The 26,492-nt window shown below is 62.0% G+C and carries 24 protein-coding genes; 10 read left to right on the top strand and 14 right to left on the bottom strand.

Annotated features, from left to right (window positions below):
- Positions 1–184: 184 nt before the first annotated feature.
- Positions 185–400: a 30S ribosomal protein S21 gene (gene rpsU, locus ACF8GB_RS05220; RefSeq protein ID WP_003255575.1), complete on the bottom strand. Its 216-nt coding sequence runs from the start codon at positions 398–400 to the stop codon at positions 185–187.
- 204 nt (positions 401–604) lie between these two features.
- Here rpsU and tsaD point away from each other — a divergent pair, with 204 nt between their 5' ends.
- Entirely contained in the window at positions 605–1,630 is a 1,026-nt protein-coding gene (gene tsaD, locus ACF8GB_RS05215) for a tRNA (adenosine(37)-N6)-threonylcarbamoyltransferase complex transferase subunit TsaD (protein ID WP_058603029.1), read from the top strand.
- Positions 1,631–1,633: 3 nt separating this feature from the next.
- Here tsaD and plsY read toward each other — a convergent pair whose 3' ends face one another.
- Complete coding sequence (gene plsY, locus ACF8GB_RS05210; protein WP_058603030.1) at positions 1,634–2,203, bottom strand: glycerol-3-phosphate 1-O-acyltransferase PlsY; 570 nt, start codon at positions 2,201–2,203, stop codon at positions 1,634–1,636.
- A gap of 74 nt (positions 2,204–2,277) precedes the next feature.
- Between plsY and folB the strand changes: the two genes are divergently transcribed.
- Both folB and folK read left to right on the top strand, forming a co-directional pair.
- The gene (gene folB, locus ACF8GB_RS05205; protein ID WP_027913621.1) at positions 2,278–2,634 is read left to right on the top strand and encodes a dihydroneopterin aldolase; all 357 of its coding nucleotides are present in this window, start codon (positions 2,278–2,280) and stop codon (positions 2,632–2,634) included.
- The gene (gene folK, locus ACF8GB_RS05200; RefSeq protein ID WP_058639612.1) at positions 2,625–3,134 is read left to right on the top strand and encodes a 2-amino-4-hydroxy-6-hydroxymethyldihydropteridine diphosphokinase; all 510 of its coding nucleotides are present in this window, start codon (positions 2,625–2,627) and stop codon (positions 3,132–3,134) included. Before folB ends, folK begins: the two co-directional genes overlap by 10 nt.
- Before the next feature lie 94 nt (positions 3,135–3,228).
- Here the strand turns inward: folK and ACF8GB_RS05195 are convergent, their stop codons facing one another.
- The 11 genes from ACF8GB_RS05195 to ACF8GB_RS05145 all read right to left on the bottom strand — a co-directional run bounded on the left by ACF8GB_RS05195 (position 3,229) and on the right by ACF8GB_RS05145 (position 17,216).
- Positions 3,229–4,335 (bottom strand): multifunctional CCA addition/repair protein, encoded by a 1,107-nt coding sequence (locus ACF8GB_RS05195; RefSeq protein WP_058639611.1) that lies wholly within the window; start codon positions 4,333–4,335, stop codon positions 3,229–3,231.
- Positions 4,336–4,389: 54 nt separating this feature from the next.
- Complete coding sequence (locus ACF8GB_RS05190) at positions 4,390–5,958, bottom strand: SpoVR family protein (RefSeq protein ID WP_058639610.1); 1,569 nt, start codon at positions 5,956–5,958, stop codon at positions 4,390–4,392.
- Positions 5,955–7,226, bottom strand: a complete 1,272-nt coding sequence (locus ACF8GB_RS05185) for a YeaH/YhbH family protein (protein WP_058639609.1) — start codon at positions 7,224–7,226, stop codon at positions 5,955–5,957. The genes ACF8GB_RS05190 and ACF8GB_RS05185 overlap by 4 nt, the downstream gene beginning before the upstream one ends.
- Positions 7,227–7,363: 137 nt before the next feature.
- A complete protein-coding gene (locus ACF8GB_RS05180; protein WP_058639617.1) occupies positions 7,364–9,286 on the bottom strand; it encodes a PrkA family serine protein kinase in 1,923 nt (640 codons plus the stop codon).
- A 282-nt stretch (positions 9,287–9,568) separates the two neighbouring features.
- Positions 9,569–9,898, bottom strand: a complete 330-nt coding sequence (gene glpE, locus ACF8GB_RS05175) for a thiosulfate sulfurtransferase GlpE (RefSeq protein WP_058603036.1) — start codon at positions 9,896–9,898, stop codon at positions 9,569–9,571.
- Positions 9,895–10,779, bottom strand: coding sequence for a symmetrical bis(5'-nucleosyl)-tetraphosphatase (locus ACF8GB_RS05170; RefSeq protein ID WP_145253931.1), 885 nt, complete (start codon positions 10,777–10,779; stop codon positions 9,895–9,897). Before ACF8GB_RS05170 ends, glpE begins: the two co-directional genes overlap by 4 nt.
- Positions 10,779–11,159 (bottom strand): Co2+/Mg2+ efflux protein ApaG, encoded by a 381-nt coding sequence (gene apaG, locus ACF8GB_RS05165; RefSeq protein WP_058603038.1) that lies wholly within the window; start codon positions 11,157–11,159, stop codon positions 10,779–10,781. The genes ACF8GB_RS05170 and apaG overlap by 1 nt, the downstream gene beginning before the upstream one ends.
- Before the next feature lie 166 nt (positions 11,160–11,325).
- On the bottom strand, positions 11,326–12,126 hold the full coding sequence (gene rsmA / locus ACF8GB_RS05160; protein WP_078479218.1) for a 16S rRNA (adenine(1518)-N(6)/adenine(1519)-N(6))-dimethyltransferase RsmA: 801 nt from the start codon (positions 12,124–12,126) through the stop codon (positions 11,326–11,328).
- Entirely contained in the window at positions 12,123–13,112 is a 990-nt protein-coding gene (pdxA, locus tag ACF8GB_RS05155) for a 4-hydroxythreonine-4-phosphate dehydrogenase PdxA (RefSeq protein ID WP_392526665.1), read from the bottom strand. Before pdxA ends, rsmA begins: the two co-directional genes overlap by 4 nt.
- Positions 13,109–14,434, bottom strand: coding sequence for a peptidylprolyl isomerase SurA (surA, locus tag ACF8GB_RS05150; RefSeq protein ID WP_088523757.1), 1,326 nt, complete (start codon positions 14,432–14,434; stop codon positions 13,109–13,111). The genes pdxA and surA overlap by 4 nt, the downstream gene beginning before the upstream one ends.
- Positions 14,409–17,216, bottom strand: a complete 2,808-nt coding sequence (locus ACF8GB_RS05145) for an LPS-assembly protein LptD (protein ID WP_078479216.1) — start codon at positions 17,214–17,216, stop codon at positions 14,409–14,411. The genes surA and ACF8GB_RS05145 overlap by 26 nt, the downstream gene beginning before the upstream one ends.
- Before the next feature lie 130 nt (positions 17,217–17,346).
- Here ACF8GB_RS05145 and ACF8GB_RS05140 point away from each other — a divergent pair, with 130 nt between their 5' ends.
- Genes ACF8GB_RS05140 through ACF8GB_RS05130 form a run of 3 tightly spaced genes read left to right on the top strand, consistent with a single transcriptional unit; the run spans position 17,347 to position 19,803 of the window.
- Positions 17,347–18,366, top strand: a complete 1,020-nt coding sequence (locus ACF8GB_RS05140; RefSeq protein ID WP_058639605.1) for an aminoglycoside phosphotransferase family protein — start codon at positions 17,347–17,349, stop codon at positions 18,364–18,366.
- Entirely contained in the window at positions 18,363–19,034 is a 672-nt protein-coding gene (murU, locus tag ACF8GB_RS05135) for an N-acetylmuramate alpha-1-phosphate uridylyltransferase MurU (RefSeq protein ID WP_392526662.1), read from the top strand. Before ACF8GB_RS05140 ends, murU begins: the two co-directional genes overlap by 4 nt.
- Before the next feature lies 1 nt (position 19,035).
- Positions 19,036–19,803: a TerB family tellurite resistance protein gene (locus ACF8GB_RS05130; RefSeq protein WP_392526660.1), complete on the top strand. Its 768-nt coding sequence runs from the start codon at positions 19,036–19,038 to the stop codon at positions 19,801–19,803.
- 42 nt (positions 19,804–19,845) lie between these two features.
- On the opposite strand, the gene ACF8GB_RS05125 is transcribed toward ACF8GB_RS05130, so the two are convergent.
- Positions 19,846–20,841, bottom strand: a complete 996-nt coding sequence (locus ACF8GB_RS05125) for an alpha/beta hydrolase family protein (RefSeq protein WP_196124704.1) — start codon at positions 20,839–20,841, stop codon at positions 19,846–19,848.
- A gap of 95 nt (positions 20,842–20,936) precedes the next feature.
- Here ACF8GB_RS05125 and ACF8GB_RS05120 point away from each other — a divergent pair, with 95 nt between their 5' ends.
- From ACF8GB_RS05120 to ACF8GB_RS05105, 4 genes are all read left to right on the top strand, one after another.
- Positions 20,937–23,339, top strand: coding sequence for a PAS domain S-box protein (locus ACF8GB_RS05120; RefSeq protein WP_392526659.1), 2,403 nt, complete (start codon positions 20,937–20,939; stop codon positions 23,337–23,339).
- Positions 23,336–23,965: a response regulator transcription factor gene (locus ACF8GB_RS05115; protein ID WP_058603047.1), complete on the top strand. Its 630-nt coding sequence runs from the start codon at positions 23,336–23,338 to the stop codon at positions 23,963–23,965. Before ACF8GB_RS05120 ends, ACF8GB_RS05115 begins: the two co-directional genes overlap by 4 nt.
- A 303-nt stretch (positions 23,966–24,268) precedes the next feature.
- Positions 24,269–25,393: an ABC transporter ATP-binding protein gene (locus ACF8GB_RS05110; protein WP_058603048.1), complete on the top strand. Its 1,125-nt coding sequence runs from the start codon at positions 24,269–24,271 to the stop codon at positions 25,391–25,393.
- 41 nt (positions 25,394–25,434) lie between these two features.
- Positions 25,435–26,469 carry an ABC transporter substrate-binding protein gene (locus ACF8GB_RS05105; protein WP_058603049.1) on the top strand — a complete coding sequence of 345 codons (1,035 nt, stop codon included), beginning with the start codon at positions 25,435–25,437 and terminating at the stop codon, positions 26,467–26,469.
- The last annotated feature ends 23 nt before the right edge of the window (positions 26,470–26,492 follow it).

Below are 26,492 nucleotides of genomic sequence, written 5' to 3'. Positions count from 1 at the left end.
GTCGGACGTGCACGCCTGGCCTACAACACAATGACCAGTTCTGACGTTTCAGGCAGGTTGCCCGCATGCACGGTGCTTGAACATGTGCATGGAGCCTTGAGCAAGCTGCTCAAGTTTGAAACGACCACTGCCATCGCCCGGTGGTTAACCGGGCAGGGCAGAAGCTTTGCGATGAACGTCTGTATTAGTACAGACGAACGGCGCGGCGCTGTTCGCGCTGAACTTTCTTGGCGTGACGTTTGACAGCGGCAGCTGCCTTACGCTTACGCTCTGCGGTCGGCTTCTCGTAAAACTCGCGGCTACGAACTTCAGCCAGTACACCGGCTTTTTCGCAGGAGCGCTTGAAACGACGCAGAGCTACGTCGAAGGGTTCGTTCTCTTTAACTTTGACGGCTGGCATCCAGGGCTACCTTAATTCATTACCGGGGTAGACGCGCTCCTGGCAAAACAAAGGTGTGCTGGAGAACGTCGGTTTTCAAGGGTTGCGGATGTTAACCCTTAGCAAGCCGGAATGCAAAGCCTCTGATCGAAAACCGCTGGTCGGCACCTTGCACGGGGACTATCATGCGCGCCTTCGAATTCAGCCCCCACAAGGGACGAGCCCATGCTAGTACTGGGATTGGAAACATCCTGCGACGAAACCGGCGTCGCATTATACGACAGTGAACGGGGCCTGCTGGCCGATGCGCTGTTCAGTCAGATCGATCTGCACCGCGTGTTTGGCGGCGTGGTGCCCGAACTCGCGTCGCGCGACCACGTCAAGCGCATGCTGCCGCTGATTCGCCAAGTGCTGGACGAAGCGGGTTGCGTGGCCACCGAAATCGACGCCATCGCCTACACCGCAGGCCCCGGGCTGGTCGGCGCACTCCTGGTCGGTGCCTCCTGCGCCCAGGCCCTGGCCTTTGCCTGGGACATCCCGGCCATCGGTGTACACCACATGGAAGGCCACTTGCTGGCGCCCATGCTGGAAGAAAACCCGCCGGCGTTTCCGTTCGTTGCCTTGTTGGTTTCCGGCGGTCATACCCAGCTGGTACGCGTCGATGGCATTGGTCAGTACGAATTGCTGGGCGAGAGCCTGGACGATGCGGCCGGCGAGGCGTTCGACAAGACCGCCAAGCTCATCGGCCTGAACTACCCTGGTGGGCCGGAAATTGCCCGGCTTGCCGAGCGCGGCACACCGGGGCGGTTCGTGTTTCCTCGGCCGATGACCGATCGGCCAGGCCTGGCAATGAGCTTCAGTGGCCTGAAAACCTTCGCCCTCAATACCTGGCAGCAGTGCCGGGAGGCTGGTGACGACAACGAACAAACCCGTTGCGACGTGTCCCTGGCGTTCCAGCAGGCGGTGGTGGAGACTTTGACCATCAAGTGCAAGCGGGCACTCAAGCAGACGGGCCTCAAGCGGTTGGTCATTGCCGGGGGGGTCAGCGCCAACAAGGCCCTGCGCGCTTCGCTGGAAGACATGCTCGGCAACCTCAAGGGCAATGTCTATTACGCCCGTCCGCAGTTCTGCACCGACAATGGGGCCATGATCGCCTATGCCGGCTGCCAGCGGCTGCTGGCGGGGCAGCAGCAAGACTTGGCGATCAGCGTGCAGGCGCGCTGGCCGATGGAGCAGTTGCCGCCCCTGTAGGGGTCAGAAGTGCCGCTCGCGGCCTGCAAACAGGTCACGCAGGTTACTGCGATGGCGCCATACGATCAGGACGGTCAGTACCGTCATCGGCAGCAGGGCCTCGGGCTGGCGCCAGGCCAGCAATGGCAGGGTCAGCGGTGTAGCGATCAGCGCAGCCAGGGAGCTGGTGCGGGTGAGGTACAGGGTCAGCACCCAGGCAACGATGGCCAGCAATGCGGCAGGCAAGTACAAGCCGACCAGCATGCCGGCCGCGGTCGCCACGCCCTTGCCACCGCGAAAGCGAAAGTACACGGGGAACAGGTGGCCCAGCACTGCACAGATACCGATCCAGGCCTGCGCGTGCAGGTCCAGCCCGGCAAGGCGGGCGAGCATTACCGGCAACAGCCCCTTGCACAGGTCGCCAAGCAGGGTCAGGATCGCCATCTTGCGCCCTGCCAGGCGCAGCATGTTGGTAGCGCCGGCATTGCCCGAACCACTGCAACGCGGGTCCGGGCTGCCCGCAAGGCGGCTCAGGACAATGGCGAAGGACAGCGAGCCGAGCAGGTAGGCGAGCAGCGCCAGTAACCAAAACATGCTAACTATTCCGGGCGAGGACGCCCTGATTCTAACGGCGCCAGTCGCCCTTGTCGTGCTGTGGAGAGAAGTGCTTGGACAGAGTGTTCATCGAAGGCCTGGAAGTCGATACCGTGATCGGTGCCTATGACTGGGAGCGGGATATTCGCCAGTGCCTGCGTCTTGACCTGAGCTTCGCCTGGGATAACAGGCCTGCGGCCGCAGGCGACGACCTCGCCCTGGCGCTCGATTACGCGAGCGTTTCGACGCGCATCCAGGGGTTTGCCGAGCAGGCACGCTTCGAGTTGGTCGAAACCTTCGCCGAGCGCTTGGTTGCCGTGTTGATGGACGAGTTCGGCATCCCCTGGGTGCGCTTGAAGCTCACCAAGCCGGGCGCAGTGCCGGCAGCGCGCGGTGGTGTTGGCGTGGAGATCGAGCGCGGATGTCTCTGAGCACGGTATACCTGGGCCTTGGCAGCAACGTCGATCGGCATACCCACCTGTGTGCCGGTCTCGATGCGCTGGCGGCCATTCTGACCGACATGCGTTGCTCGCCCGCGTTCGAAAGCCAGGCGGTGGGCATCAAGAGCGGGCCGTTCATCAATTTTGTGGTGACCGGACAGACGACGCTACCGTTGATCGAACTGGACCGGCGGCTGAAATTCATCGAGGCCGACAATGGCCGGTATGCCCCTGATCGACTCGGCCTGCCGCTGGATATCGACGTGCTGATGTATGACGACCTGCATGGCACTTTCGACGGGCTGGTGCTGCCCCGGGCTGAAATTCTGAAAAATGCCTTCGTGCTGTGGCCGTTGTCGCTACTGGCGCCTGATCTGGTGCACCCGGGTGTAGGCAAAACCATGGCGCAGGTGTGGCAAGAGTCGCAGATCGATCAGGTCCTGGCGCCCGTCGCCTTCGAGTGGCGCGGGTTGCAACTGACGCCTGCCTGAGGCTCATACCGTCGCACACAATGCCCAGCATGCCGGCCATCAGCTGCTGCTGGGGTTGTCGCGCAGGTCGAGCGCGAGCTGCGCGACATTGTAGCTAGCTGCCCTTGTAGGCATCGAGCGCCTGCAAGCGCTCATTTTTCAAGGCCTCACCCAGCGCCTGGCCGGTGAAACCAGCCTGAACCAGCGGCTTTACATCCACGGCCCGGGCAGCGGCCATAGCCCCTTGCAGGTAGTCTGCCTGCCGGTAGTCTGTCTGTCCGTTGCCCTGCGCGATCGCTCGACAGGCTGCTAGAAAGTCCTCGAAACGCTGCGGCCTGCGGTAAACGTCGAACGTTTGCAACAGATCCAACAGCGTCTGGGCAGGCAGCTCTAAGGCCTTGTTGGCCTGCTCCAGGCACTGGCTGGTCAGCATCGACAGATCCTGGCACTCCCGCGGGGTCTTCAGGCGCTGATTGAGCGCCTTGATCGACGCGGTTGGTAAAGGATGCAGCAGACAGGCCCAGCGTACGGGCAACGCAAGCTGATGCCGGGCTGCCTGTTCCAGTGCGACCAGGGTCTGGGGATGAGGCTCCAGTTCCGGCAGCAGCACGTGCAGGGCATTGCATGCTCGCAGGACTTCGAAGAACACCTTGGGGTGCGCCTCCATCAATGCCCGCTCGATTTCCTTCCAGGTGCGTTCTGCCGTTAACGCCAGCAGTTCACCCGAAGCGCTGATGTGCTGCATCAAGCCCAGCGTGTCGTCGGCCACTTTGAAGCCCAACGGCGCATAACGCGCTGCAAAACGAGCGACGCGCAGCACACGCAGTGGATCTTCGGCAAACGCGGGCGAAACGTGGCGAAGCAGGCGCCGATCAAGGTCGGCCTTGCCCTGATAAGGGTCGTAGAGGGTGCCGTCCGCGTCCTCCGCCATCGCGTTAATGGTCAGGTCGCGGCGTATCAGGTCTTGCTCGAGCGTGACGTCCGGGCTTGCGTGAAAGGTGAACCCGCCGTAGCCCCTGCCGCTCTTTCGCTCGGTACGGGCCAACGCATATTCCTGGCCGGTCTTGGGATGCAGAAACACCGGAAAGTCTGCGCCAACCGGGCGGAACCCTTTGGCAAGCATGTCTTCAACCGTGGCGCCTACCACGAGCCAGTCGATATCGGTGACCGGGCGGCCGAGTAGGCGGTCGCGTACTGCGCCCCCCACTTTGTAAATGTGCATAAGTAACTCCCCCTGATTGCCGACAGCATAACCTGCCGACCGCCAGGGGGCGCATCACAGGTGGTGAATGACCGCCATGTCCAGGCGCCCGTAGTCAGAACCTTCGCCGTGCTCGCCACGAGGGGGCATGTGATGGGTTTTCATCACCTGGTCGCCTTGCACGGTTTCCAGGTGAATATCGAACCCCCACAACCGATGCAGGTGCTTGAGTACCTCTTCGGTCGAATCCCCCAAGGGCTTGCGGTTGTGTTGCTGGTGCCGAAGCGTCAGCGACCGATCTCCGCGACGATCGACGCTCCATATCTGAACGTTCGGCTCGCGATTGCCGAGGTTATATTGGGCGGCCAATTGTTCGCGGATGGTGCGATAGCCTGCATCGTCGTGGATGGCAGGCACGTACAGTTCGTCCCGCTGGTCATCGTCCAGGATGCTGAACAGTTTCAGATCACGCATCACCTTGGGCGATAAGTATTGAAGGATGAAGCTTTCGTCCTTGAAGCTGCTCATGGCGAACTTGAGGGTTGAAAGCCAATCGCTGCCGGCAATGTCCGGAAACCAGTGGCGATCTTCCTCGGTGGGTGCCTCACACATGCGCCGAATGTCGGTATACATGGCAAAGCCCAACGCGTAAGGGTTGATGCCGTTGTAATAGGGGCTATCGAAACCAGGCTGGAAGACCACGCTGGTATGGGACTGAAGGAACTCCATCATGAAGCCTTCGGTGATCAGCCCCTCGTCATACAGATCGTTCATCAGCGTGTAGTGCCAGAAGGTCGCCCAGCCTTCGTTCATCACCTGTGTCTGGCGCTGTGGATAGAAATACTGGGCGATCTTGCGCACGATCCGCACCACCTCGCGCTGCCAGGGTTCGAGTAGCGGTGCGTTCTTCTCGATGAAGTAGAGGATGTTTTCCTGAGGTTCGGCGGGGAAGCGCACGTCGTCCCGTTCACTGGTCTTGTCGGCACTTTTGGGAATGGTGCGCCACAGGTCGTTGATCTGCCGTTGGAGGTGTTCCTCCCGATCCTTCTGCCGGCGACGCTCTTCTTCGGCAGAAATGGGATAGGGGCGCTTGTAGCGGTCCACCCCGTAATTCATCAGGGCGTGGCAAGAGTCGATGAGGTCTTCCACCGCATCGATCCCGTGACGCTCCTCGCACTGGGCGATGTACTGCTTGGCAAAGACCAGGTAATCGATGATCGAGCTGGCATCGGTCCAGGTGCGGAACAGATAGTTGCCCTTGAAGAAACTGTTGTGCCCATAGCACGCATGAGCGATCACTAGGGCCTGCATGCACATGGTGTTCTCTTCCATGAGATAGGCGATGCAGGGGTCGGAGTTGATGACGATTTCGTAAGCAAGCCCCATTTGCCCGCGGCTGTAGGATTTCTCGGTACTGAGGAATTGCTTGCCGTAGGACCAGTGGTGATAACCCAGCGGCATGCCGACCGAAGCGTAGGCGTCCATCATCTGCTCGGCGGTGATTACCTCGATCTGATTGGGGTAGGTGTCCAAGGCGTAACGTTCGGCCAGGCGGCCGATTTCCCGGTCATAGGTTCGGATCAGGTCGAACGTCCACTCTGAGCCGGTGGAGATGGGCTGGCGTCTCTGTGCTCTGGCGGTCATGTGGCTAACCTGCGCTGGAAGAGTTCACGGAAGACCGGGTAGATATCGCCGGCCGATACCAATTGCTGTTGCGCGAACGTATCGGGGAAGGCATCGCCGATACGTTCGTACTCGTACCAGAGCGCCTGATGTTCACGTGGGGTGATTTCCACGTAAGTGTAGTACTGAACGTGCGGCATGATCTGCCGGGTGAGGATGTCGCGGCAGATCGGTGAGTCGTCGTTCCAGTTATCGCCATCCGACGCCTGGGCCGCGTAGATGTTCCAGTCACTTGCTGGGTAGCGTTCGGCCATGATTTCCTGCATCAGCTTCAAGGCACTGGAGACGATGGTGCCGCCGGTTTCGCGACTGTAGAAGAACTCTTCTTCATCCACCTCGCGCGCGCTGGTGTGGTGCCGTATGAACACGACTTCGATCCGGTCGTAGTTACGCTTGAGGAACAGATACAGCAGGATGAAGAAGCGCTTGGCGATATCCTTGGTGGCCTGGGTCATCGAGCCCGAAACGTCCATCAGGCAGAACATGACAGCCTTGGAGCTGGGGTTCGGTTGCTTCACCAGCAGGTTGTATTTGAGGTCGAAGGTGTCGAGGAAGGGCAGCCGATTGATACGCGCCTTCAACCGCTCGATCTCCTGCTCGGTTTCCTGGATGTCCGTAAAGTTGTCAGGCTCCTCGACGCGCAGGCGGGCAAGCTCCTTCTGGGCTTCGCGAAGCAGGGCGCGGCTGCTGCCGGTCAATGCGATGCGCCGAGCATGGGCCGAGCGCAGTGTGCGTACGATATTGATACGTGACGGGTTGCCCTCGCTTGCGATACCGGCGCGCACGTTCTTGAACGTGTCTGCACCCGTCAGGTGACGCTTGACCAGGTTGGGCAACTCCAGGTCCTCGAACATGAACTCCAGGAACTCCTCCTGGGTGATCTGGAAAACGAAGTCGTCCATGCCGTCACCGGCATTGCCGGCCTTGCCACGGCCACTGCCGCCGCCACCACCCTGCGGACGGGGGATATGCTCACCTGCGGTGAATTCCTTGTTGCCCGGGTGTACGACGGTCTGCTTGCCGCCACGGCCATGGTGCAGCACTGGCTCGTCGATATCACGGCCTGGGATGCTGATCTGCTCACCGTGCTCCATGTCCGTGATGGAGCGGCGACTAACCGCTTCTTCCACGGCCTTTTTGATGTGATCACGGTACCGGCGCAAAAAGCGCTGGCGGTTGACCGTGCTCTTGTTCTTGCCATTCAGGCGTCGGTCGATAACGTAGCTCATGGTTCCTCCTGCGGGGAGCAGCTGCAAGCCATAAGCTTCAAGCTGCAAGAAAGAGCAGCCGCCGCAGCTGCGGGCACTGGCGCCGAGGGGTGCACGGCGCCGGCCAGCGTGAAGCCTGCGGCTTGTCGCTTGCCGCTTTATTGCGATTTCCTGACCCGCAGGTACCATTCCGACAGCAGACGTACCTGCTTGTCGGTGTAGCCACGCTCCACCATGCGCGTGACGAAGTCGTTGTGTTTCTGTTGATCCTCCTTGCTGGCCTTGGCGTTGAAGCTGATGACAGGCAGCAAGTCTTCGGTGTTGGAGAACATTTTCTTCTCGATCACCACCCGCAGCTTCTCGTAGCTGAGCCAGCTTGGGTTCTTGCCGTTGTTGTTGGCCCGGGCGCGCAGCACGAAGTTGACGATCTCGTTGCGGAAGTCTTTGGGGTTGCTGATACCCGCCGGTTTCTCGATCTTCTCCAGCTCTTCGTTCAGGGCGATGCGGTTGAGAATCTCGCCGGTTTCCGGATCGCGGTACTCCTGATCCTGGATCCAGAAGTCGGCGTACAGCACATAACGGTCGAAGATGTTCTGGCCGTACTCGCTGTAGGACTCCAAGTAAGCTGTCTGGATTTCTTTGCCGATGAACTCGATGTACCGGGGGGCCAGGTATTCCTTCAGGTAGCGCAGGTAGCGTTCGCGCACCTCGGCCGGGAATTGTTCCTGTTCGATCTGCTGCTCGAGCACATACAGCAGGTGCACCGGGTTGGCCGCCACTTCGTGAGGGTCGAAGTTGAACACCTTGGACAGGATCTTGAAGGCGAAGCGGGTCGACAGGCCGTTCATACCTTCATCGACGCCTGCCGAGTCGCGGTATTCCTGGATGGACTTGGCCTTGGGGTCGGTGTCTTTGAGGTTTTCGCCGTCGTACACCCGCATCTTCGAATAGATGTTGGAGTTGTCAGGCTCCTTGAGGCGCGAGAGGACGGTGAACTGGGCCAGCATTTTCAGCGTGTCCGGGGCGCAATGGGCCTTGGACAGCGAGCTGTTGATCAGCAGCTTGTCGTAGATGCGGATCTCGTCGCTGACCCGCAGGCAGTAAGGCACCTTCACGATGTAGATACGGTCAATGAAAGCTTCGTTGTTCTTGTTGTTGCGGAAGGTGTGCCATTCGGACTCGTTGGAGTGTGCCAGCAGGATCCCGGAGTAGGGAATAGCGCCCAGGCCTTCGGTGCTGTTGTAGTTGCCTTCCTGGGTGGCCGTCAGCAGCGGGTGAAGCACCTTGATGGGCGCCTTGAACATCTCGACGAATTCCATCAAGCCCTGGTTGGCTCGGCAAAGCGCGCCTGAATAACTGTAGGCGTCGGCGTCGTTCTGCGGGAATTCTTCAAGCTTGCGGATATCCACCTTGCCCACGAGTGCAGAGATGTCCTGGTTGTTCTCGTCGCCAGGCTCGGTCTTGGCGATGGCAATCTGGTTGAGGATGGAGGGGTAGAGCTTGACCACCTTGAACTTGCTGATATCGCCGCCGAATTCCTGCAAGCGCTTGGTGGCCCACGGCGACATGATGGTGTTCAGGTAGCGCCGCGGGATGCCGTACTCTTCCTCGAGAATGGCCCCGTCTTCGGTGGCGTTGAACAACCCCAGCGGCGACTCGAAGACCGGCGACCCCTTGATGGCGTAGAAGGGCACCCGCTCCATGAGTTGCTTGAGCTTTTCGGCCAGGGAGGATTTACCGCCACCCACCGGGCCAAGCAGGTAAAGAATCTGTTTCTTCTCTTCCAGGCCTTGGGCGGCATGGCGGAAGTACGACACGATCTGGTCGATGCACTCTTCCATGCCATGGAAGTCGGCAAAGGCCGGATAGCGCCGGATCATCTTGTTGGAAAAGATGCGCGACAGCCTAGAGTTGGTAGAGGTGTCGATCAGCTCTGGCTCACCGATGGCCATCAACAGGCGCTCGGATGCCGATGCGTAGGCGCTACGATCCTCCTTGCACAGTTCCAGGTACTCCTGCAGCGAGAGTTCTTCTTGGCGCGTGGACTCGAAGCGTTGTTGGAAGTGGCTAAAAATACTCATGACGTCACCTCGCTCGATACGTTGAGACGACGCCGGATCAGTCAGCTGATGCTGGTATGCAAGCGGCATTGCCGGTTGCCATATACCCCCCAAACACCCTATAGCGCTACCGATGACCCGCACGCCGGTGTACCGGCTCTCCCCTTTTTCCGGATGGCCTGCGCTTAAGGATAGTTGGTAATCGGCAAGGTCAAGGGCACGGGTGACGGAAGTTGCTAGCGACCGTTCGTCAGAACGGTCTCCAGCCCGCGCATGGCGCGGGCTGCAGTGACAATGAAAAATTTATTCTTCAATGCCTTGGGCGGTTTCGGCAGGATAGGTCGAGCGCCATAGCTCGAAGCCACCATCGACACTGTACACGTCGGAAAAGCCTTGTCCTACCAGGTAGGCAGCTGCGCTTTGGCTCGAATTGCCGTGGTAGCAGACGACCAGCGTCGGTGCGTCCAGGTCGGCATTGCGAATGAAGTCGGCGACCGAGTGGTTGTCCAGGTGGCGGGCACCAGTGATGTGACCTGCTGCGTAGGCCTGCGGGTCACGAATGTCGACCACGACGGCACCTTGCGCACGCAGGGCCAGGGCCTGTTCGGGAGGGATGCGCTTGAATTCGCTCATGGAGTTGGCTCTGTTCCGGGTTGATCGTTGAAGGTTGGAATTGGCGCCGCAGGGCGCAGGGTGCCGTCATCGGCACAATCGCAATGGTGGTACTGGCCGTCGTCGACGTTGTACAGGGTCATGGACCCACCCCATACGCAGCCTGTGTCCAGCGCAATGACTCCGGGTTCCTCGACCTGGCCCTGCAAGGCGGCCCAGTGCCCGAAGATGATCTTCACGTGACGCGAACGCCGACCTTTGTGGGCGAACCAGGGCTTGTACCCTTTGGGGGCGCTGTCCAGCCCTTCCTTGCTCTTGAATTCAAGTTTGCCTTCTGCGGTGCAGAAGCGCATGCGCGTCAGGTAATTGGTAATGACCCTGAGGCGTTCGACACCCGCCAGACGCTTGCTCCACTTGGCGGGCTCGTTGCCGTACATACCGTCCAGATACAGCGGCAGACGGCTGTCATCGCGCAGTACTTCTTCGACTTCGGCAGCCAGCTCCAGGGCTTTGCCCAGTGTCCATTGCGGGGGAATGCCCGCGTGTACCAAGGCGATGCCGCGCGGTTCATCGTAATGCAGCAGCTTTTGCTGGCGCAGCCAGTCGAGCAGCTGGTCGGCGTCAGGGGCCTCGATGATTTCGCGCAACGTGTCGCTCTTCTTGAGACGTTCGACGTTGCGCCAGGCCGCAAGCAGGTGCAGATCATGGTTGCCCAGCACGCAGGTGAGCGACTGGCGAATCGAATACAAATAGCGCAGCGTCTCGAGCGACTCGGGGCCACGGTTCACCAGGTCGCCGACCAGCCACAACTTGTCCACAGCCGGGTCGAAGCGCACACGTTCAAGCAGGCATTTGAGCGGCTGCAGGCATCCTTGCAAGTCACCGACGGCGTACGTGGCCATCAGTGCAGCGCCCCAGGTACTGCCAGGCGGAACGGCGCGATCTGTGCGTCGAAGCGCTTGCCGTCCTCGGCAAACATTTCGTAGCTGCCCTGCATGGTTCCAACGCGGGTGGTGATGACGGCGCCGCTGCTGTAGGTATGGCTCTGGCCTGGCTCAATCGTAGGTTGTTGACCGACCACGCCAGAGCCTTGCACCTCTTCGACCTCGCCATCACCGTTGGTGATCAGCCAGTGCCGGGACAGCAGCCTGGCCTTGAGCGAGCCATTGTTATGGATCGTGATGGTGTAGGCGAAAGCGAAACGGCTGCTTTCAGGGTCGGATTGCTCTTTGAGGTAACGGGTCACGACGCTGACGTCGATCTGATAGCGAGGGTCGGTCATGCAAGGGCCTTGGGGAACTGACGCAATGATGCAGTCTAGGCCATAGGGAGGGGCGAGGGCCAGCGGCGCGATGGCAGGCTGGCCCGGCAAGCAAGCCCCAAGCATCGGGGCGGCGATCAGCTTGCAAGTGCTGACTGCGGTCAGCGGGGCAGGGGCTGGGGGTCGGTCAGGCCGGTTGATCAGCCAACTGGTCGGCCAGGCGCACGAAAGCCGCCAGATCCAGCTGCTCGGGGCGCAGGCTACCATCCACGCCAGCGGCCTCGATGGCGGCGCTGTCGAGCAAGCCTTTGAGGGTATTACGCAACGTCTTGCGACGCTGGTTGAACGCATCGCGAACCACCCGCTCAAGCAACTGCGGATCCTTGGCCGGATGGGGCAGCACGTCGTGCGGCACCAGCCGGACGATGGCTGAGTCCACTTTCGGCGGCGGGTTGAAGGCGCCGGGGCCTACGTTGAACAAGTGTTCGACGCGGCAGTGATACTGGACCATGATCGACAGCCGACCCCAATCACCGCCCCCAGGCCCTGCGGCCATACGCTCGACCACTTCCTTCTGCAGCATGAAGTGCATGTCCCGGATGAGGCCGGCGTGGCTGAGCAGGTGGAAGATCAAAGGTGTAGAGATGTTGTAGGGCAGGTTGCCCACCACCTTGAGGCTACGTGCCGGTACGCCGAGCTGGTTGAAGTCGAACTTCAGGGCGTCACCTTGGTGCAGGCGGAAATTGCCATTGCCTGCAAACTTGTGTTGCAGGATCGGCACCAGGTCCTTGTCCAGCTCCACCACATCCAGTTGCGCGCCGCTGCTCAGCAAGCCTTCGGTCAATGCGCCCTGGCCCGGGCCGATTTCAAGCAAGTGTTCGCCTGGCTTGGCATTGATGGCACGCAGGATGCGGTCGATGATGCCTGCATCGTGCAGGAAGTTCTGCCCGAAACGCTTGCGCGCCCGGTGTTGGTATTGCTCGTTCATGGTCGGTTCTCGGCCATCTGGTAGGCGGTGTCCAGGGCAACGCGCAGGCTGCCGGTATCGACTTTGCCGGTGCCGGCCAGGTCCAAGGCCGTGCCATGATCAACCGAGGTACGGATGATCGGCAGGCCCAGCGTGACATTGACCGCAGCGCCGAAGCCCTTGTACTTGAGTACGGGAAGCCCTTGGTCGTGGTACATCGCCAGCACCGCGTCGCAGTGCTCCAGATATTTGGGGGTAAACAGGGTATCGGCCGGCAGTGGCCCGCGCAGGTCCATGCCTTCGGCACGCAGGCGGGCCAGGGTAGGCTCGATGATGTCGATTTCCTCGCGGCCCAGGTGGCCACCTTCTCCCGCATGGGGGTTCAGGCCGCATACCAGGATGCGAGGGTTGGCGATGCCGAATTTGTCGCGCATGTCGGCATGCAGAATGCGTGTCACGTGCTCGATGCGCTCGGCAGTAATGGCCTCGGCGATGTCACGCAGGGGCAGGTGGGTGGTGACCAAGGCGACGCGCAGGCCATGGGTGGCGAGCATCATCACCACTTGGGCGGTATGGGTCAGCTCAGCGAGAAACTCGGTATGCCCCGAAAAAGGAATACCGCTTTCGTTGATAACGCCCTTGTGCACGGGCGCTGTGATCATGCCGTCGAAATCGCCGTCCAGGCAGCCTTGTCCGGCACGGGTCAAGGTCTGCAGCACGAACGGCGCATTGGCCTTGTCCAGCTGACCGGCGACCACTGGGGCACACAGCGGCGTGTCCCACACATACAGGCTGCCAGCGGGTGCCGGTTGACTCGGCCATTGACCTGGCATGACAGGCAGCAAGGTGATGTCCAGCCCCAGCTGGGTGGCCCGCTCGGCGAGCAGGTCACGGCTGGAGATGGCAATCAGGGGGTGGGGCTGGGCGTCGGCAGCGAGCAGCAGGCATAGGTCAGGACCTATCCCCGCTGGCTCGCCGGGTGTGACGGCGAAGCGCAGGGGCTTCACTGAGCGGCCTGGTCAGCGCCAGGCAGCTTGATTTCAACGTAGGCTTCGTCGCGAATCTGGCGCAGCCAGGTTTGCAGCTCTTCGTCGTACTTGCGGTTGCGCAGCACGCTCAGGGCTTGCTGTTCACGGGCCTGTTCTGTGCTGTCAGTGGCGCGGCGGCCCAGCACTTCCATCACATGCCAGCCATATTGGGTCTTGAACGGCTTGGTCACCACGCCTTGCTGTGCGTTGGCCATCTGCTCGCGGAACTCCGGCACCAGGGTGTTCGGGTCTACCCAGTTGAGGTCGCCGCCGTTGAGCGCCGAGCCCGGATCTTCCGAGAAGCTCTTGGCCAGGGTGGCAAAGTCTTCACCATTTTCGATGCGCTCGTAGATCTTTTCAGCCAGTTGCTGGGTGGCGGCTTCGCTGCGCACTTCACTTGGCTTGATCAGGATGTGGCGTACGTGCACCTCGTCGCGCAGCACGTTCTCGCTGCCACCACGCTTCTCCTCGAGTTTGAGGATGATGAAGCCGTTGGGGATGCGAATGGGCTGGGTGATCTCACCCACCGGCATGCTGCTCAGCATCTTGGCAAAGTCTGGGGGCAGTTGACCGGCTTTGCGCCAGCCCATCTCGCCGCCCTCGAGCGCGTTCTCGCTGGCCGAGTTGGCGATTGCCATCTGACCGAAGTCCGCGCCTTGCTTGAGCTGCTGGTAGACATCGCCCACTTTGCGCGCAGCCTTCTGGATGTCGCTGGAGTTGGCCGCTTCCGGCGTTGGGATCAGGATGTTGGCCAGACGGTATTCTTCGGACATCTGCATCTTGCCCATGTCCGAATTCAGGAAGTTCTTAACTTCCTGCTCCGACACCTGGATGCGCTCTGCCACCCGGCGTTGGCGCACGCGGCTGATGATCATCTCGCGCTTGACCTGCTCGCGAGCATCGTCGAACGACAGGCCGTCATGGGCCAGCGCCGCGCGGAACTGGTCGATGGACATGCCGTTGCGCTGGGCAATGGTGCCGATCGCCTGGTTCAGCTCCTCATCAGTGATGCGGATGCCCGAGCGCTCGCCGATCTGCAACTGCAGGTTTTCGACGATCAGGCGTTCCAGCACCTGCTGCTGCAGGGCGCCGCTTGGCGGCACGCTGCCGCCGCGCTTGGCGATGGTCTGCTGAACTTCACGCACGCGCTGGTCCAATTGGCTTTGCATGACCACGTCGTTGTCGACGATGGCCACCACCCGGTCAAGCGGTTGCACCGCGGCATGCACCGCGCCACTCAGCAAAGCGACGCCCAGCAGCACTGGGCGCAGTCGATCAATAAGCTTGTTCTTCACGTTCACGGTAACCTTGAATGCCTTGGCCGAGGAAGGATTCGACCTTGTTGCCAACGACGCCGCCGAGGCCCTTGAGAACGACCTGCAGGAATACGCCATGGTCGCCTTTTTCGTTCTGCGGCAGTGCCTGGCTGTAGTCGTCGAAGTCGAGCCAGTAACGGTTGATCAAGCGCAGCTTCCAGCAGCAGTTGTCGTATTCGAAACCGCCCATGGCTTCCAGGGTGCGGTTGCGGTTGTAGTCATGCTGCCAGCGAGCGATGACGCTCCACTGCGGGACGATCGGCCAGATGACCGAGAAGTCGTGCTGCTGGATCTTGTAGTAGTCCTTGATGTAGTTCGGGCTACCTGGGGTGCCGTAGTCGCCACCGTCCACTTTCCAGCGACCCGTGCTGGAATCGAAGGCGACCGTGTCGTTCCGGTAGCGATAGCCCAGGTTGACGATCTTGTTCGGATTGGCCTCAGGCTGGTAGTGGAACATGGCGCTGGCCGAGCGAGTGCTGTGGCTGTCCTGGTCCCAGTTGAAATCCGAATTGAAGCGCCAATCGCGGTTGAAGTAGTAGTTGTACACCAGCGCGTAAGGCGAAGTGTCGGACTGGGCATAGCTGCGGTTCTTGTAATCGATACCCGGCAGCTGAACCTTGCGGTCCTTGAAGTAGTACGCTTGGCCGATGCTGAAGTTCTGACGCTCGAAGCCGTCGTCTTCGATCCAGCGAGTGGTGACACCCAGCGAGAGCTTGTTCTCGTCGCCAATGCGGTCCGAACCGCTGAAACGGTTGTCGCGGAACAGCGAGTCGTAGCTGAACAGGGTTTCGCTGGTATCGAACAGCGGAATGTCTTTCTGATCCTTGTAGGGGACATAGAGGTAGAACAGGCGCGGCTCGAGTGTTTGCTTGTAGTTCGTACCGAACAGTGAAGTGTTGCGATCGAAATACAGGCCGCTGTCTACGCTGAAGATCGGGACGTCGCGGCTTTGGCTGCTCTTGAAGTCACCTTCGAGCGCAATGCGGCTCGGGTCTTCGATAAGGTTGCGTTTGCCTTCGCTGTCTAGATCCAAGTCGTACTTGGTGTATGCATACTTGAGCTTGGGGGTGAGGTAACCGTAGCTGGCCGTCATCGGCAGGCTGATGGACGGTGCCACGTTCAAGCGCGTGCCGTTGGCGCGCGCTACGCCAAAGATATTCTGATCCAGACGGCGGCCAGGGAACCCTGCAGACAGATCTGGGTTGCCATCCTTGTCGCGGACGAAGTCGCTCTTAAGGTCACGATCGAAACGTACCGCTTCGGTTTCGTAGCCCATGGTCAAGCCGCCCGGTTGGTACGGCAGCACACCGTTGAGGGTGATCTGCGGCAGACGGTCGTAAGGCGTGATCTGCGAGATGGTCGCCGCCTCGTAGGCATGCACGTTCAACCGCGCGGTGTAGCTGTCGCCGCGGTAGGTCAGGGCACCCTGCTGGTCGAGGAAGTCCTTGTTCTCGACGCCAATCTGGTCCGACTCCAGGTCCTGGAAGTAGAACGGGTCGCTGATGTCGGTGTAGTTCACCTCGGTCATCAGGCGCTCGTTCAGGCCACCCTTGTGCTGCCAGTTGACCATGTAGCGCTGGTCTTTGTAGTCGGTCTGGTCCTTGCGCTCGTCGCTCTTGTCGTTGAGGTAGGCGCCGCCGAACTGGCCTTCGCTCGAAGGCGTCAGGTAGCGGAACTCGCCTTCCATCAACAGGCCACGCTTGGTCATGTAGCGCGGGTACAAGGTGGCGTCGTAGTTGGGCGCCAGGTTGAAGTAGTACGGGGTCACCAGCATGAAGCCGGTGTCGCTGCTGGTGCTGAACGACGGCGGCAGGAAGCCGGACTGGCGGCGGTCGTCGATCGGGAAGTAGATGTACGGTGTGTAGAACACCGGGAAATCCTTGACCCGCAGCGTGACGTTTGTGGCGGTGCCGAACCCGGTGGCCGGGTTGAGGGTGATGTTGTTGCCCTTGAGCTGCCAGGCGTTGCTGCCCGGTTCGCAGGTGGTGTACGTACCGTCCTTGAGGCGGATGATGGCGTTCTCACCGCGCTTGGCGTACAGGGCACTGCCGCGGATGTGCGACTTGTGCATCACGTATTCGGCGTTGTCGACCTGGGCTTCGCCGGTGTCGAGCTGGATCTGCGCCTGGTCACCGACGACCAGCGAGCCGTTGTCGCGGATCTTGACGTTGCCCTTGAGCTCGCCACGGTTCTCGGCCTGGTACAGGTTGGCCTCGTCGGCCTGGGCCTGCATGCTGCCCTGGCGCATGACCACGTCACCGGCCAGAGTCGCAATCTGCTGCTCCTGCTGGTACTTGGATACCTTGGCATTGATGTAGGTCGGCGACTCGTCCTTGGGCGTGGTGTCAGCCATGCCGGGGCGTAGCGGCTCGACATAGGCACCGCCGCAGTACGGGCCGGTTTCGGCCAGTTGCGCGGCGGTCAGCTTGTCACGCGGGACCCAGTCCAGGTGGCTGTAGTCCTCGCTGCGCGACTTCAGCCCACGGCCCTTGGCCTCGGTGACCAGCACCGGCCGGTCGGCCTCGGCTTCGCCGGCCGCTTCGGTGCCGGTACCGCCAGCAGCGGCGGCACCCTCGTGCACCGGGCGCGGTGGCAGGTTGGTGACGGCGGTTTTGGGCTTGCAGTCCCAACCACCGGAGGCGGACACTTGGCAGTCGAATTGTTCGGCTGCCAAGACGTGCGACATGGCCAGAGGTTGCAGGGCCAGCAGACTGCCGGTGACGAGCAACGGAAACTTTCTACGAAACGCGGGGGATTTCAATGCCATCTTATTAGTCCGGGCTTCCTGCGTGCCATCTGCCCGCGTGTGGGGCCGCACGCCTCTCGATGGTCTGAAAAAGATGCTGGATAATAAAGCATGACCCGCTTGACGGCTAGGGCCGTCGGAGACCCTTGTAATGCCTGAACACGATGTACGCCTGCAGCAACTGTCCGCGTGGCTCGACCAGCAACTCCAAGACCTTTTCCTGCGCCAGGCCTGGGGCCCGGTGCCGGCCGGCAGCCTGACGCCTGCCAGCAGCGACGCGAGCTTTCGCCGCTATTTTCGCTGGGAGGGCGCAGGGCACAGTTTCGTGATCATGGATGCACCGCCGCCACAGGAAGATTGCCGACCGTTCGTCGCCATCGATCACCTGCTGGCCAGTGGCGGTGTGCATGTGCCCGTGATTCATGCCCAGGACCTTGAACGCGGTTTCCTGTTACTGGGCGATCTGGGCCGCCAGACCTACCTGGACGTCATCAACGCCGACAATGCCGATGCCCTGTTCGCCGATGCCATTGATGCCTTGCTGGCCTTGCAGGCGCTGCCCATGGACGCACCGTTGCCCCGCTATGACGAGGCACTGCTGCGCCGGGAAGTGGAACTTTTCCCCCAGTGGTACGTGAAGCATGCGCTTGGCCTGGCCTTCGACGAGGCCCAGGCGGCAGCGTGGCAGCGGTCCAGCCAGTTGCTGATCGACAGCGCCCTGGCCCAGCCGCAGGTGCTGGTACACCGCGACTACATGCCGCGCAACCTGATGCAGAGCGCCCCTAACCCCGGCGTGCTGGATTTCCAGGATGCCGTTTACGGCCCGGTCACCTACGACATCACCTGCCTGTTCAAGGATGCGTTCCTCAGTTGGCCGCAAGCGAGGGTCGAAGGTTGGCTGCACGATTACTGGCATAAGGCCAAGGCCGCAGGTGTTCCGGTGCAGGGCACGTTCGAAGCCTTCCAGCGTGCCAGCGACCTGATGGGCGTACAGCGCCATCTCAAGGTGATCGGCATCTTCGCCCGCATCTGCCACCGTGACGGCAAACCCCGTTATCTGGCCGACGTACCGCGCTTCTTCACCTATATAGAAGAAGTGATCGGCCGGCGGCCAGAGCTTGCCGAGCTGGGCGAGCTGATTGCTGGCCTGCAAGCGGGAGCGCGTGCATGAAGGCGATGATTCTGGCAGCAGGCAAAGGCGAGCGTATGCGCCCGCTGACCCTGCATACGCCCAAGCCGCTGATACCGCTGGCGGGGCGCCCGCTGATCGAATACCACCTGATGGCCCTTGCCGCGGCAGGGGTCACCGACGTCGTGATCAACCACGCCTGGCTGGGCAAGCAGATCGAGGACCACTTGGGCGATGGCAGCCGTTACGGCTTGCGTATCGCCTATTCCCCGGAAGGCGAACCGCTGGAGACCGGAGGCGGTATCTTCAAGGCCTTGCCTTTGCTGGGAGATGCGCCGTTCCTGTTGATCAACGGTGACATCTGGACCGATTACGATTTCTCGCGCCTGCAGGCGCCGCTGCAAGGGCAGGCCCACCTGGTGCTGGTGGACAACCCCGGGCATCACGGCCAAGGCGACTTTCGCCTGGTCGGTACCCAAGTGGTCGATGGGGACGGTGCAGCCGGTACGTTGACCTTCAGCGGTATTTCGGTGCTGCATCCGGCGTTGTTCGAAGGCTGCAAACCCGGCGCCTTCAAGTTGGCGCCCTTGCTGCGCCAGGCCATGGCCAGCGGCCAGGTGAGCGGTGAGCATTTTGCCGGGCACTGGGTCGACGTGGGCACCGTCGAGCGCCTGGCCGAGGCTGAGTGTCTGCTGGGCGAGAACCGCTGAGATGTGGTGGCCAGGCACGTTGATCGGGGCTGGGGCAGGGTTTGCCATCGCCAGCATTCCTGGTGCCCTGCTCGGTGCGCTGGCGGGGCAGATGATGGACCGTCACCTGCGCCTGCAAGGCTGGGACGATGTGCGCGAGCGTTTGGGCGGGCGTCCGGCGCCAAGGGACGAAGAGTTGCTGTTCGTGCTGCTGGGGCGTCTGGCCAAGAGCGATGGGCGTGTGGTCGAGCAGCATATCCAGCAGGCTCGGCAGGAAATGGCCCGGCTGAACCTGGATGAAGCGGCCAGGTTGCGGGCGATCGATGCCTTCAATCGGGGCAAGGGTGGCAAGGAGCGGTTGGGCAGCTATCTGCGCCGGATCCGCCAGCAGCCCCATGGGGCGGAAGGCACCTTGCGCGCCAGCTGGCGCATGGTCTGGGCCGACGGCAAGATGGGCAACAGGGAGCGGGAGCTGCTGCTGGACTGGGGGCACAAACTGGGCATGAGCCGGCGCCAGGTGCAGGCCATGTCCCAGGAGTACGAACCTCGTCGAACGGCTGGCATGGCAGGGGTCGGCATGACTTATACGGCCGCGATGCGCCTGCTTGGCGTGGACACCGACACCGAGGGCGCGCTTGTCAAACAGGCTTATCGGCGACTGGTCAGTCGTCATCACCCGGACAAGCTGGCCGGCACCGGCGCCAGCGAGGCGCAGCTACGCGAAGCCACCGAGCGAACCCGCGAACTGCACCAGGCTTACGCGCTGATCCGTAAGCGCCGCGATTTCTAGCCGGGACCGAGCGCCGGCAGAGATCCTGCCCTGCCCGCACAATCAGGGCTGCATCCAGCCCCGCACGCGACGAAACAACTGTTCCTGGTCGGCGGCCTGATTGCCCGGCATGGCGATCAGGGACAACTGGCGGTATTGACTGTCTTTCTGCCGCTTGCTGGCCTGCAGACGCTGCATGGCAGCGTTGCGATCAGCGCTGCGGGTCACGTAGTAGATGTCAGCCGTGGGCACTTTCAGGGTGGGCGTCAGGCTCTCCAGGTCATGCTCGACACGCGCCGGTGTCTGGGCGGCAACCATGACCAGCTTCTGCACCTCTGGCGGCTGCTTTTCGCTCAGGTAACGGGCTGCCCAGTAGGCGCCACTGCCATGGCCGATCAGCACGATGCTGCGGGCATTGTGTTGCTGGGCGAACGCGACGGCGGCGTCCAGGCGGGCGAAAATGCGCTCGGCATCGGCGGGGTCGGCCTGCTGGCTGGCAGCTTCGGCATCGGTCCCTTGTGCCGCTTCGGGCTCGGCAGCGGTGGCTTGCGCCACGTTGGCGTTGGCGTCGGCAGGTTCGTCCTTGGCAGGCGCCGTTTGCCCATCGGCCTGAGCAGGCGCCGTGGCAGGCTTGGCCTCCACACGCGCCAATGGGCTGTCGAGCAGCAGGTCAGGCAGGCTTACGCTCAGGCTGTGCCAGCCCACATCCGGGAATTTCTGGCGCAGGGGCCCCACGGCGTTGGGCCAGTCGGCCGTTTCGCCGGCCCCTGGCACGATGATCACCGCGCCCTGCGGGTCGCTGTCGTTGGCGGGTTTCCACAACGCCAGGAAGCTGTCGGCACCGGCTTGCAGGGTTTGCTGTTCGGCCTTGGGCACGCGGCGTTCGAGTGCCTGGGCGTCCTCCTGGCTGCGCTCGATCAGGGGCGGGCGCGAGGGCGTAGCTTCTGCTGCAGGCGGTGTCTCGGGCGGGGTAGCCGGTGCGTCGTCAGCCCGCGCCGCCACAGGAAGGAGCGAGACCAGGCAGCACATTGCCAGCGTCGTGCGATAGAGTGTGAACATGTCTCAACCCAAAGCCAGAATGATACCGGCAGCGTAATGGTATTTGCCCGTTACGGCCACGGTCGATGGCCGCCCCTGTGTGGACGAACGTGTAGATGAAGCGAGTGCATCGCCTGTTGATGATCGGTTGCCTGTGGCTGCCGCTGATGGTCATGGCAAGGCCTGAGACGTTGCCTGGCGTCACACTGGAGCCGACGCAGCAACAATGGTTCGAGACCCATCGCAGCTTGCGCGTGGGGTTGGTATTGCAAGCCCCCTATGCCCAGTTCGACCGCCGCCTGCAGCAGCTGTACGGGGCTAACGTGGAGCTGGTGAGCAGCTTGGCCAAAGTGCTGCATCTGGACCTCACGTGGCGCCATTACCCAGACCAGGCCAATCTCGAAAGGGCCTTGCAAGCAGGGGAGATCGACTTCGCGCCAGGTTTGACCCAGACGCCGGCCACCTTGCGCCTATGGTTATTCAGCGACCCCTACATGCGCGTGCCGCAGTTGATCGTGGGCCCCCGCAACGCGGCGCTGGGCGTTGAGCTGGAAAAACTGGACGCCGCCCAGCGCGTGGCCGTAAGAATGCCCGGGGTTCTGGCCAATTACCTGCGCGCCAACTACGGCAACCTGAACCTGCAGGGCGTACCGAACGACCGTGAGGCCCTGCAACTGGTGGTCGGAGGGCAGGCCAGCTACGCCGTCATGGACGAGGCCCAACTCAGTCGTCTGTCCCGTGAAAGCGAGTTCAGCGAACTGGCGGTGGTGGGGGATATCGGCCTGCCGCAGCTGCTGCGCATGGGTTCTCGGCCAGACTGGCCACTGTTGGCCGAGGTGCTGGAGCGTGGTTTGCAGGCACTGCCAGCCAAAGAACTGGAACAGCTGCATCAGCGCTGGTTGCAGCCCAGGTATCCCAGGATCAGCGAGTCGCCGGGGTTCTGGCAAAACCTGGCCTTGTTACTGGGGCTGTTGCTGATCTGCGCGTTGATCACCCTGGTATGGCAGCGCCGCCAGCAGAGCCAGCTGGAGCGCAGCCTGTTGGCCACCCGTGAGCGACTGGTAGAGCGGCATGCGCGCGATGAAGCCTCGCGCCTGAGCCAGTTCGCCATCGACCAGAGCACCGTGGGTATTCTCTGGGTCAACTGGGACAGCCATGTGCGCTATGCCAACCCGGCTGCCGAGCGCATGCTGGGTTATGGCGAAGGCGCCTTGCTGGAAAAGCCGTTGGGGGACTTCGAGCCCTCGTTGAGCATGGAACGCTGGCTGGACCTGTGGAAAGGTGCGCGTTCAGGCGACAGCGGTGTGGGGCAGTTCGAAACCCGATGCCTGCGCGCTGACGGTCGTCTGCTGCCGGTGGAGCTGTCTTTGAGTTTCCTGCGGTTTCGCGATGCGGAATACCTGGTGGTGTACCTGGCCGATGTGACCGAGCGCCATCGCGCCACGGCTGCCTTGCGCGAAAGCGAGGCACGGCTGAAGGGGATCGCTGGCAACGTACCAGGGCTGGTGTTTCGCCTGGAACGAGACCCCGCTGAGGGTGGACTTGAATTTCCTTATGTCAGCGAGGGAAGTGAAGCATTGGTGGGCTATACGCCTGGCGAGATCCAGCACCCACAGATGGGGTTGCGCAACCTGGTACATCCCGACGACCGCGCCGATTATCACCGGGTGCAAGACCTGGCGCTGGCCAATGAGCAGGACTGGGCCTGGCAGGGGCGCATCCTTACGCGTCAGGGCGAGCAGCGCTGGGCCGATATCAAGGCCAGCACCCGGCGCCTGGGCAACGGCCAGCTGGTCTGGGACGGGGTGGTCTGGGACATCACCCAGGGCAAACGCGCCGAGCGGGCCCTGGCCCGTTCCCAAGAGCAGCTGCGCGAACTCTCGGCGCACCTTGAAAGCGTGCGCGAGGAGGAAAAAGCCCGAATCGCCCGCGAGGTGCACGATGAGCTGGGCCAGATGCTGACCGTACTCAAGCTTGAAGTATCCATGTGCGAACTGGCCTTTGCCGAACTGGACCCCGGCCTCAATGAGCGGCTGACCACCATGAAGCGTCTGATCAGCCAGTTGTTTCAGCTGGTACGCGATGTCGCCACGGCGCTGCGCCCGCCCATTCTGGATGCCGGGATTGCCTCGGCCATCGAGTGGCAAGCCCGGCGCTTCGAGGCGCGCACCCAGATTCCTTGCCTGGTACAGGTTCCTGATCATCTGCCGGCGTTGAGCGACGCCCGGGCAACGGGCCTTTTCCGTATCCTTCAGGAAGCACTCACCAATGTGATGCGCCACGCCCAGGCGCACAGCGTGGAAATCGAGCTGGTGCGCGAGGCCGGGCAGTTGCGCATGACGGTCAGTGACGACGGGCAGGGTTTCTGCCCAGACCAGCCGCGCCCCAGCTCGTTTGGCCTGGTCGGGATGCGCGAGCGGGTATTGATGATGGGCGGCAGCATGGTGCTGCACAGTGAGCCCGGCGACGGCACGCGCTTGAGCGTAGCCATTGCCCTGGAGCAGGAGGAGCGAACGTGATTCGAGTGCTGGTGGCCGAGGACCACACCATTGTCCGGGAAGGGATCAAGCAGTTGATCGGGCTGGCCAAGGACATGCAGGTGGTAGGGGAAGCCGCAAACGGCGAGCAGTTGCTCGACAGCCTGCGGCACACCCGGTGCGACGTGGTGCTGCTGGATATTTCGATGCCGGGCGTGAGTGGACTGGAAGCGATCCCGCGCATCCGTGCCCTGCACGATGCGCCTGCGATCCTGATGCTGTCGATGCATGACGAGGCGCAGATGGCAGCCCGCGCCCTGAAGGCCGGGGCGGCCGGATACGCGACCAAGGACAGCGACCCGGCATTATTGCTGGCGGCGATACGCCGGGTAGCCGGTGGTGGGCGTTACATCGATCCGGCGCTGGCAGACCGCATGGTGTTCGAAGTGGGCCTGACCGAATCCAGGCCTTTGCACACCTTGCTGTCGGAACGAGAGTTTTCGGTGTTCGAACGCCTGGCCCAGGGCGCCAACGTCAATGACATCGCCCAGCAACTGGCGTTGTCGAGCAAGACCATCAGCACTCACAAGGCGCGCCTGATGCAGAAGCTGAAAGTGAATTCGCTGGCCGAGCTGGTCAAGTATGCGATGGAGCACAAGCTGATCTGATTGCGACATTCACGGCCGCGCCATCGCTGCAGTGATCCGGTGCGTAGATGAAGGCTGCCAGCCTGTATCTTCCGCCGCCCGCAGCGCCGCTGCCTGCATAGGCGCGGTCTTGCGCTCAAGGGCTGGCGGTCAAGCGCCTGGGACTGTGTGGGCCTGTGTTCTGAAAGCGCCATGCTTGTAGGGCGTTCCCTACAACAAATCTTCCATCCGGACGATGGCATTCTCTCTGGGCGCCCGATTTGCGGGGGGATGCGGCTCTTCTACGCTTTGCCCCACGCAGTCATCCAACAATAAGGTGCAGGCATGAGCGAGGCGAAGTCGAACGCTGCCACCGGCGAAACGCTGGTCAGCTTCCGTGGTGTGCAGAAGAGCTACGACGGCGAGTCGCTGATCGTCAAGAACCTCAACCTCGACATCCGCAAGGGCGAGTTCCTCACCCTGCTGGGGCCTTCCGGGTCCGGCAAGACCACCAGCCTGATGATGCTCGCTGGCTTCGAGACCCCCACCGCCGGGGAAATCCAGCTGGCCGGTCGCTCCATCAACAACGTACCCCCGCACAAGCGCGATATCGGCATGGTGTTCCAGAACTACGCCTTGTTCCCACACATGACCGTGGCCGAGAACCTCGCGTTTCCCCTGACCGTGCGCAACCTGAGCAAGACCGATATCAGCGAGCGGGTCAAACGGGTATTGAACATGGTTCAGCTCGACAGCTTCGCCAAGCGCTACCCGGGCCAATTGTCCGGTGGGCAGCAACAGCGCGTGGCCTTGGCGCGGGCGTTGGTGTTCGAGCCGCAACTGGTGTTGATGGACGAGCCACTGGGCGCGCTGGACAAGCAACTGCGTGAACACATGCAGATGGAGATCAAGCACATCCACCAGCGCCTGGGCGTGACCGTGGTGTACGTGACCCACGATCAGGGCGAAGCGCTGACCATGTCCGATCGGGTGGCGGTGTTCCACCAGGGGGAGATTCAGCAGATCGCCGATCCGCGCACCCTGTACGAAGCACCCAGCAACACGTTCGTCGCCAACTTCATCGGTGAGAACAACCGGCTCAACGGCACCTTGCTCACCCATGACGGTAACCGCTGCCAGGTGCAGTTGGCGCGCGGCGAGCGGGTCGAGGCCTTGGCTGTAAACGTGGGCCGGCCAGGCGAAGCGGTCACCCTGTCGATCCGTCCGGAGCGGGTACGGCTCAATGGCCACAGCGAGCACTGCGCCAACCGCTTTTCCGGCCGCGTGGCCGAGTTCATCTACCTGGGCGACCACGTGCGCGTTCGTCTGGAGGTGTGTGGCAAGGCCGACTTCTTCGTCAAGCAGCCCATCGCCGAACTCGACCCGGCCCTGGCCGTGGGCGATGTGGTGCCACTGGGTTGGGAAGTAGAACACGCCCGTGCACTGGATCCGATCACCGAAGCCCATTGATGGTTTGCAGCACCAACCCTGAACTGTGGAGAGAATAATAAATGCGCAAGCAGTTGAAACTGACCGCCCTGGCCCTTGGGCTGTTCGCCGCTGGCCAGAGCATGGCTGCGGACCTGACCGTGGTGTCGTTCGGCGGCGCCAACAAGGCCGCCCAGGTGAAGGCGTTTTACGAGCCGTGGGAAAAGGCCGGCAAGGGCAAGATCGTCGCCGGTGAGTACAACGGTGAAATGGCCAAGGTCAAGGCCATGGTCGACACCAAGAGTGTCTCCTGGAACCTGGTCGAGGTGGAATCACCCGAACTGGCCCGAGGCTGCGACGAGGGCATGTTCGAAGAGCTCGACCCTGCGCTGTTCGGCAACGAGGCCGACTACGTGCCAGGTGCGATCCAGCCTTGTGGTGTCGGCTTCTTCGTCTGGTCGACGGTGCTGGCCTACAACGCCGACAAGCTCAAGACCGCCCCGAGCAGCTGGGCCGATTTCTGGGACACCGAGAAATTCCCAGGCAAGCGCGGCCTGCGCAAAGGCGCCAAGTACACCCTGGAATTCGCCTTGATGGCCGATGGTGTGGCGCCCAAGGACGTGTACAAGGTGCTGGGTACCAAAGAAGGCGTGGACCGCGCCTTCAAGAAGCTCGACCAGCTCAAACCGAGCATCCAGTGGTGGGAAGCCGGCGCCCAGCCGCCGCAGTACCTGGCCTCGGGCGACGTGGTCATGAGTTCGGCGTACAACGGGCGCATCGCTGCCGTGCAGAAGGAGAGCAACCTGAAGGTGGTGTGGAACGGCGGCATCTATGACTTCGACGCCTGGGCGATTCCCAAGGGCGCCAAGAACAGCGACGAGGCGAAGAAATTCATCGCCTTCAGCGTGCAGCCTGAACAGCAGAAGGTGTATTCCGAAAACATCGCCTATGGCCCGGCCAACAGCAAGGCGGTCGACCTGCTGTCCGAAGAGGTCAAGAAAGACATGCCGACCACGCCTGAGAACATCGCCAATCAGGTGCAGATCGACGTGGCCTTCTGGGCGGACAACAGCGAGCAGCTGGAGCAACGTTTCAACGCCTGGGCGGCGAAGAAGTAAACGTCCAGTGCAAGGGGCCGCGC

The organism is Pseudomonas sp. xss_4 (genome assembly GCF_043104125.1).
Classification (GTDB): domain Bacteria; phylum Pseudomonadota; class Gammaproteobacteria; order Pseudomonadales; family Pseudomonadaceae; genus Aquipseudomonas; species Aquipseudomonas parafulva_B.
The sequence above is the reverse complement of the archived record's forward strand: the minus strand, read 5'-3'. Positions and strand labels throughout refer to the sequence as shown.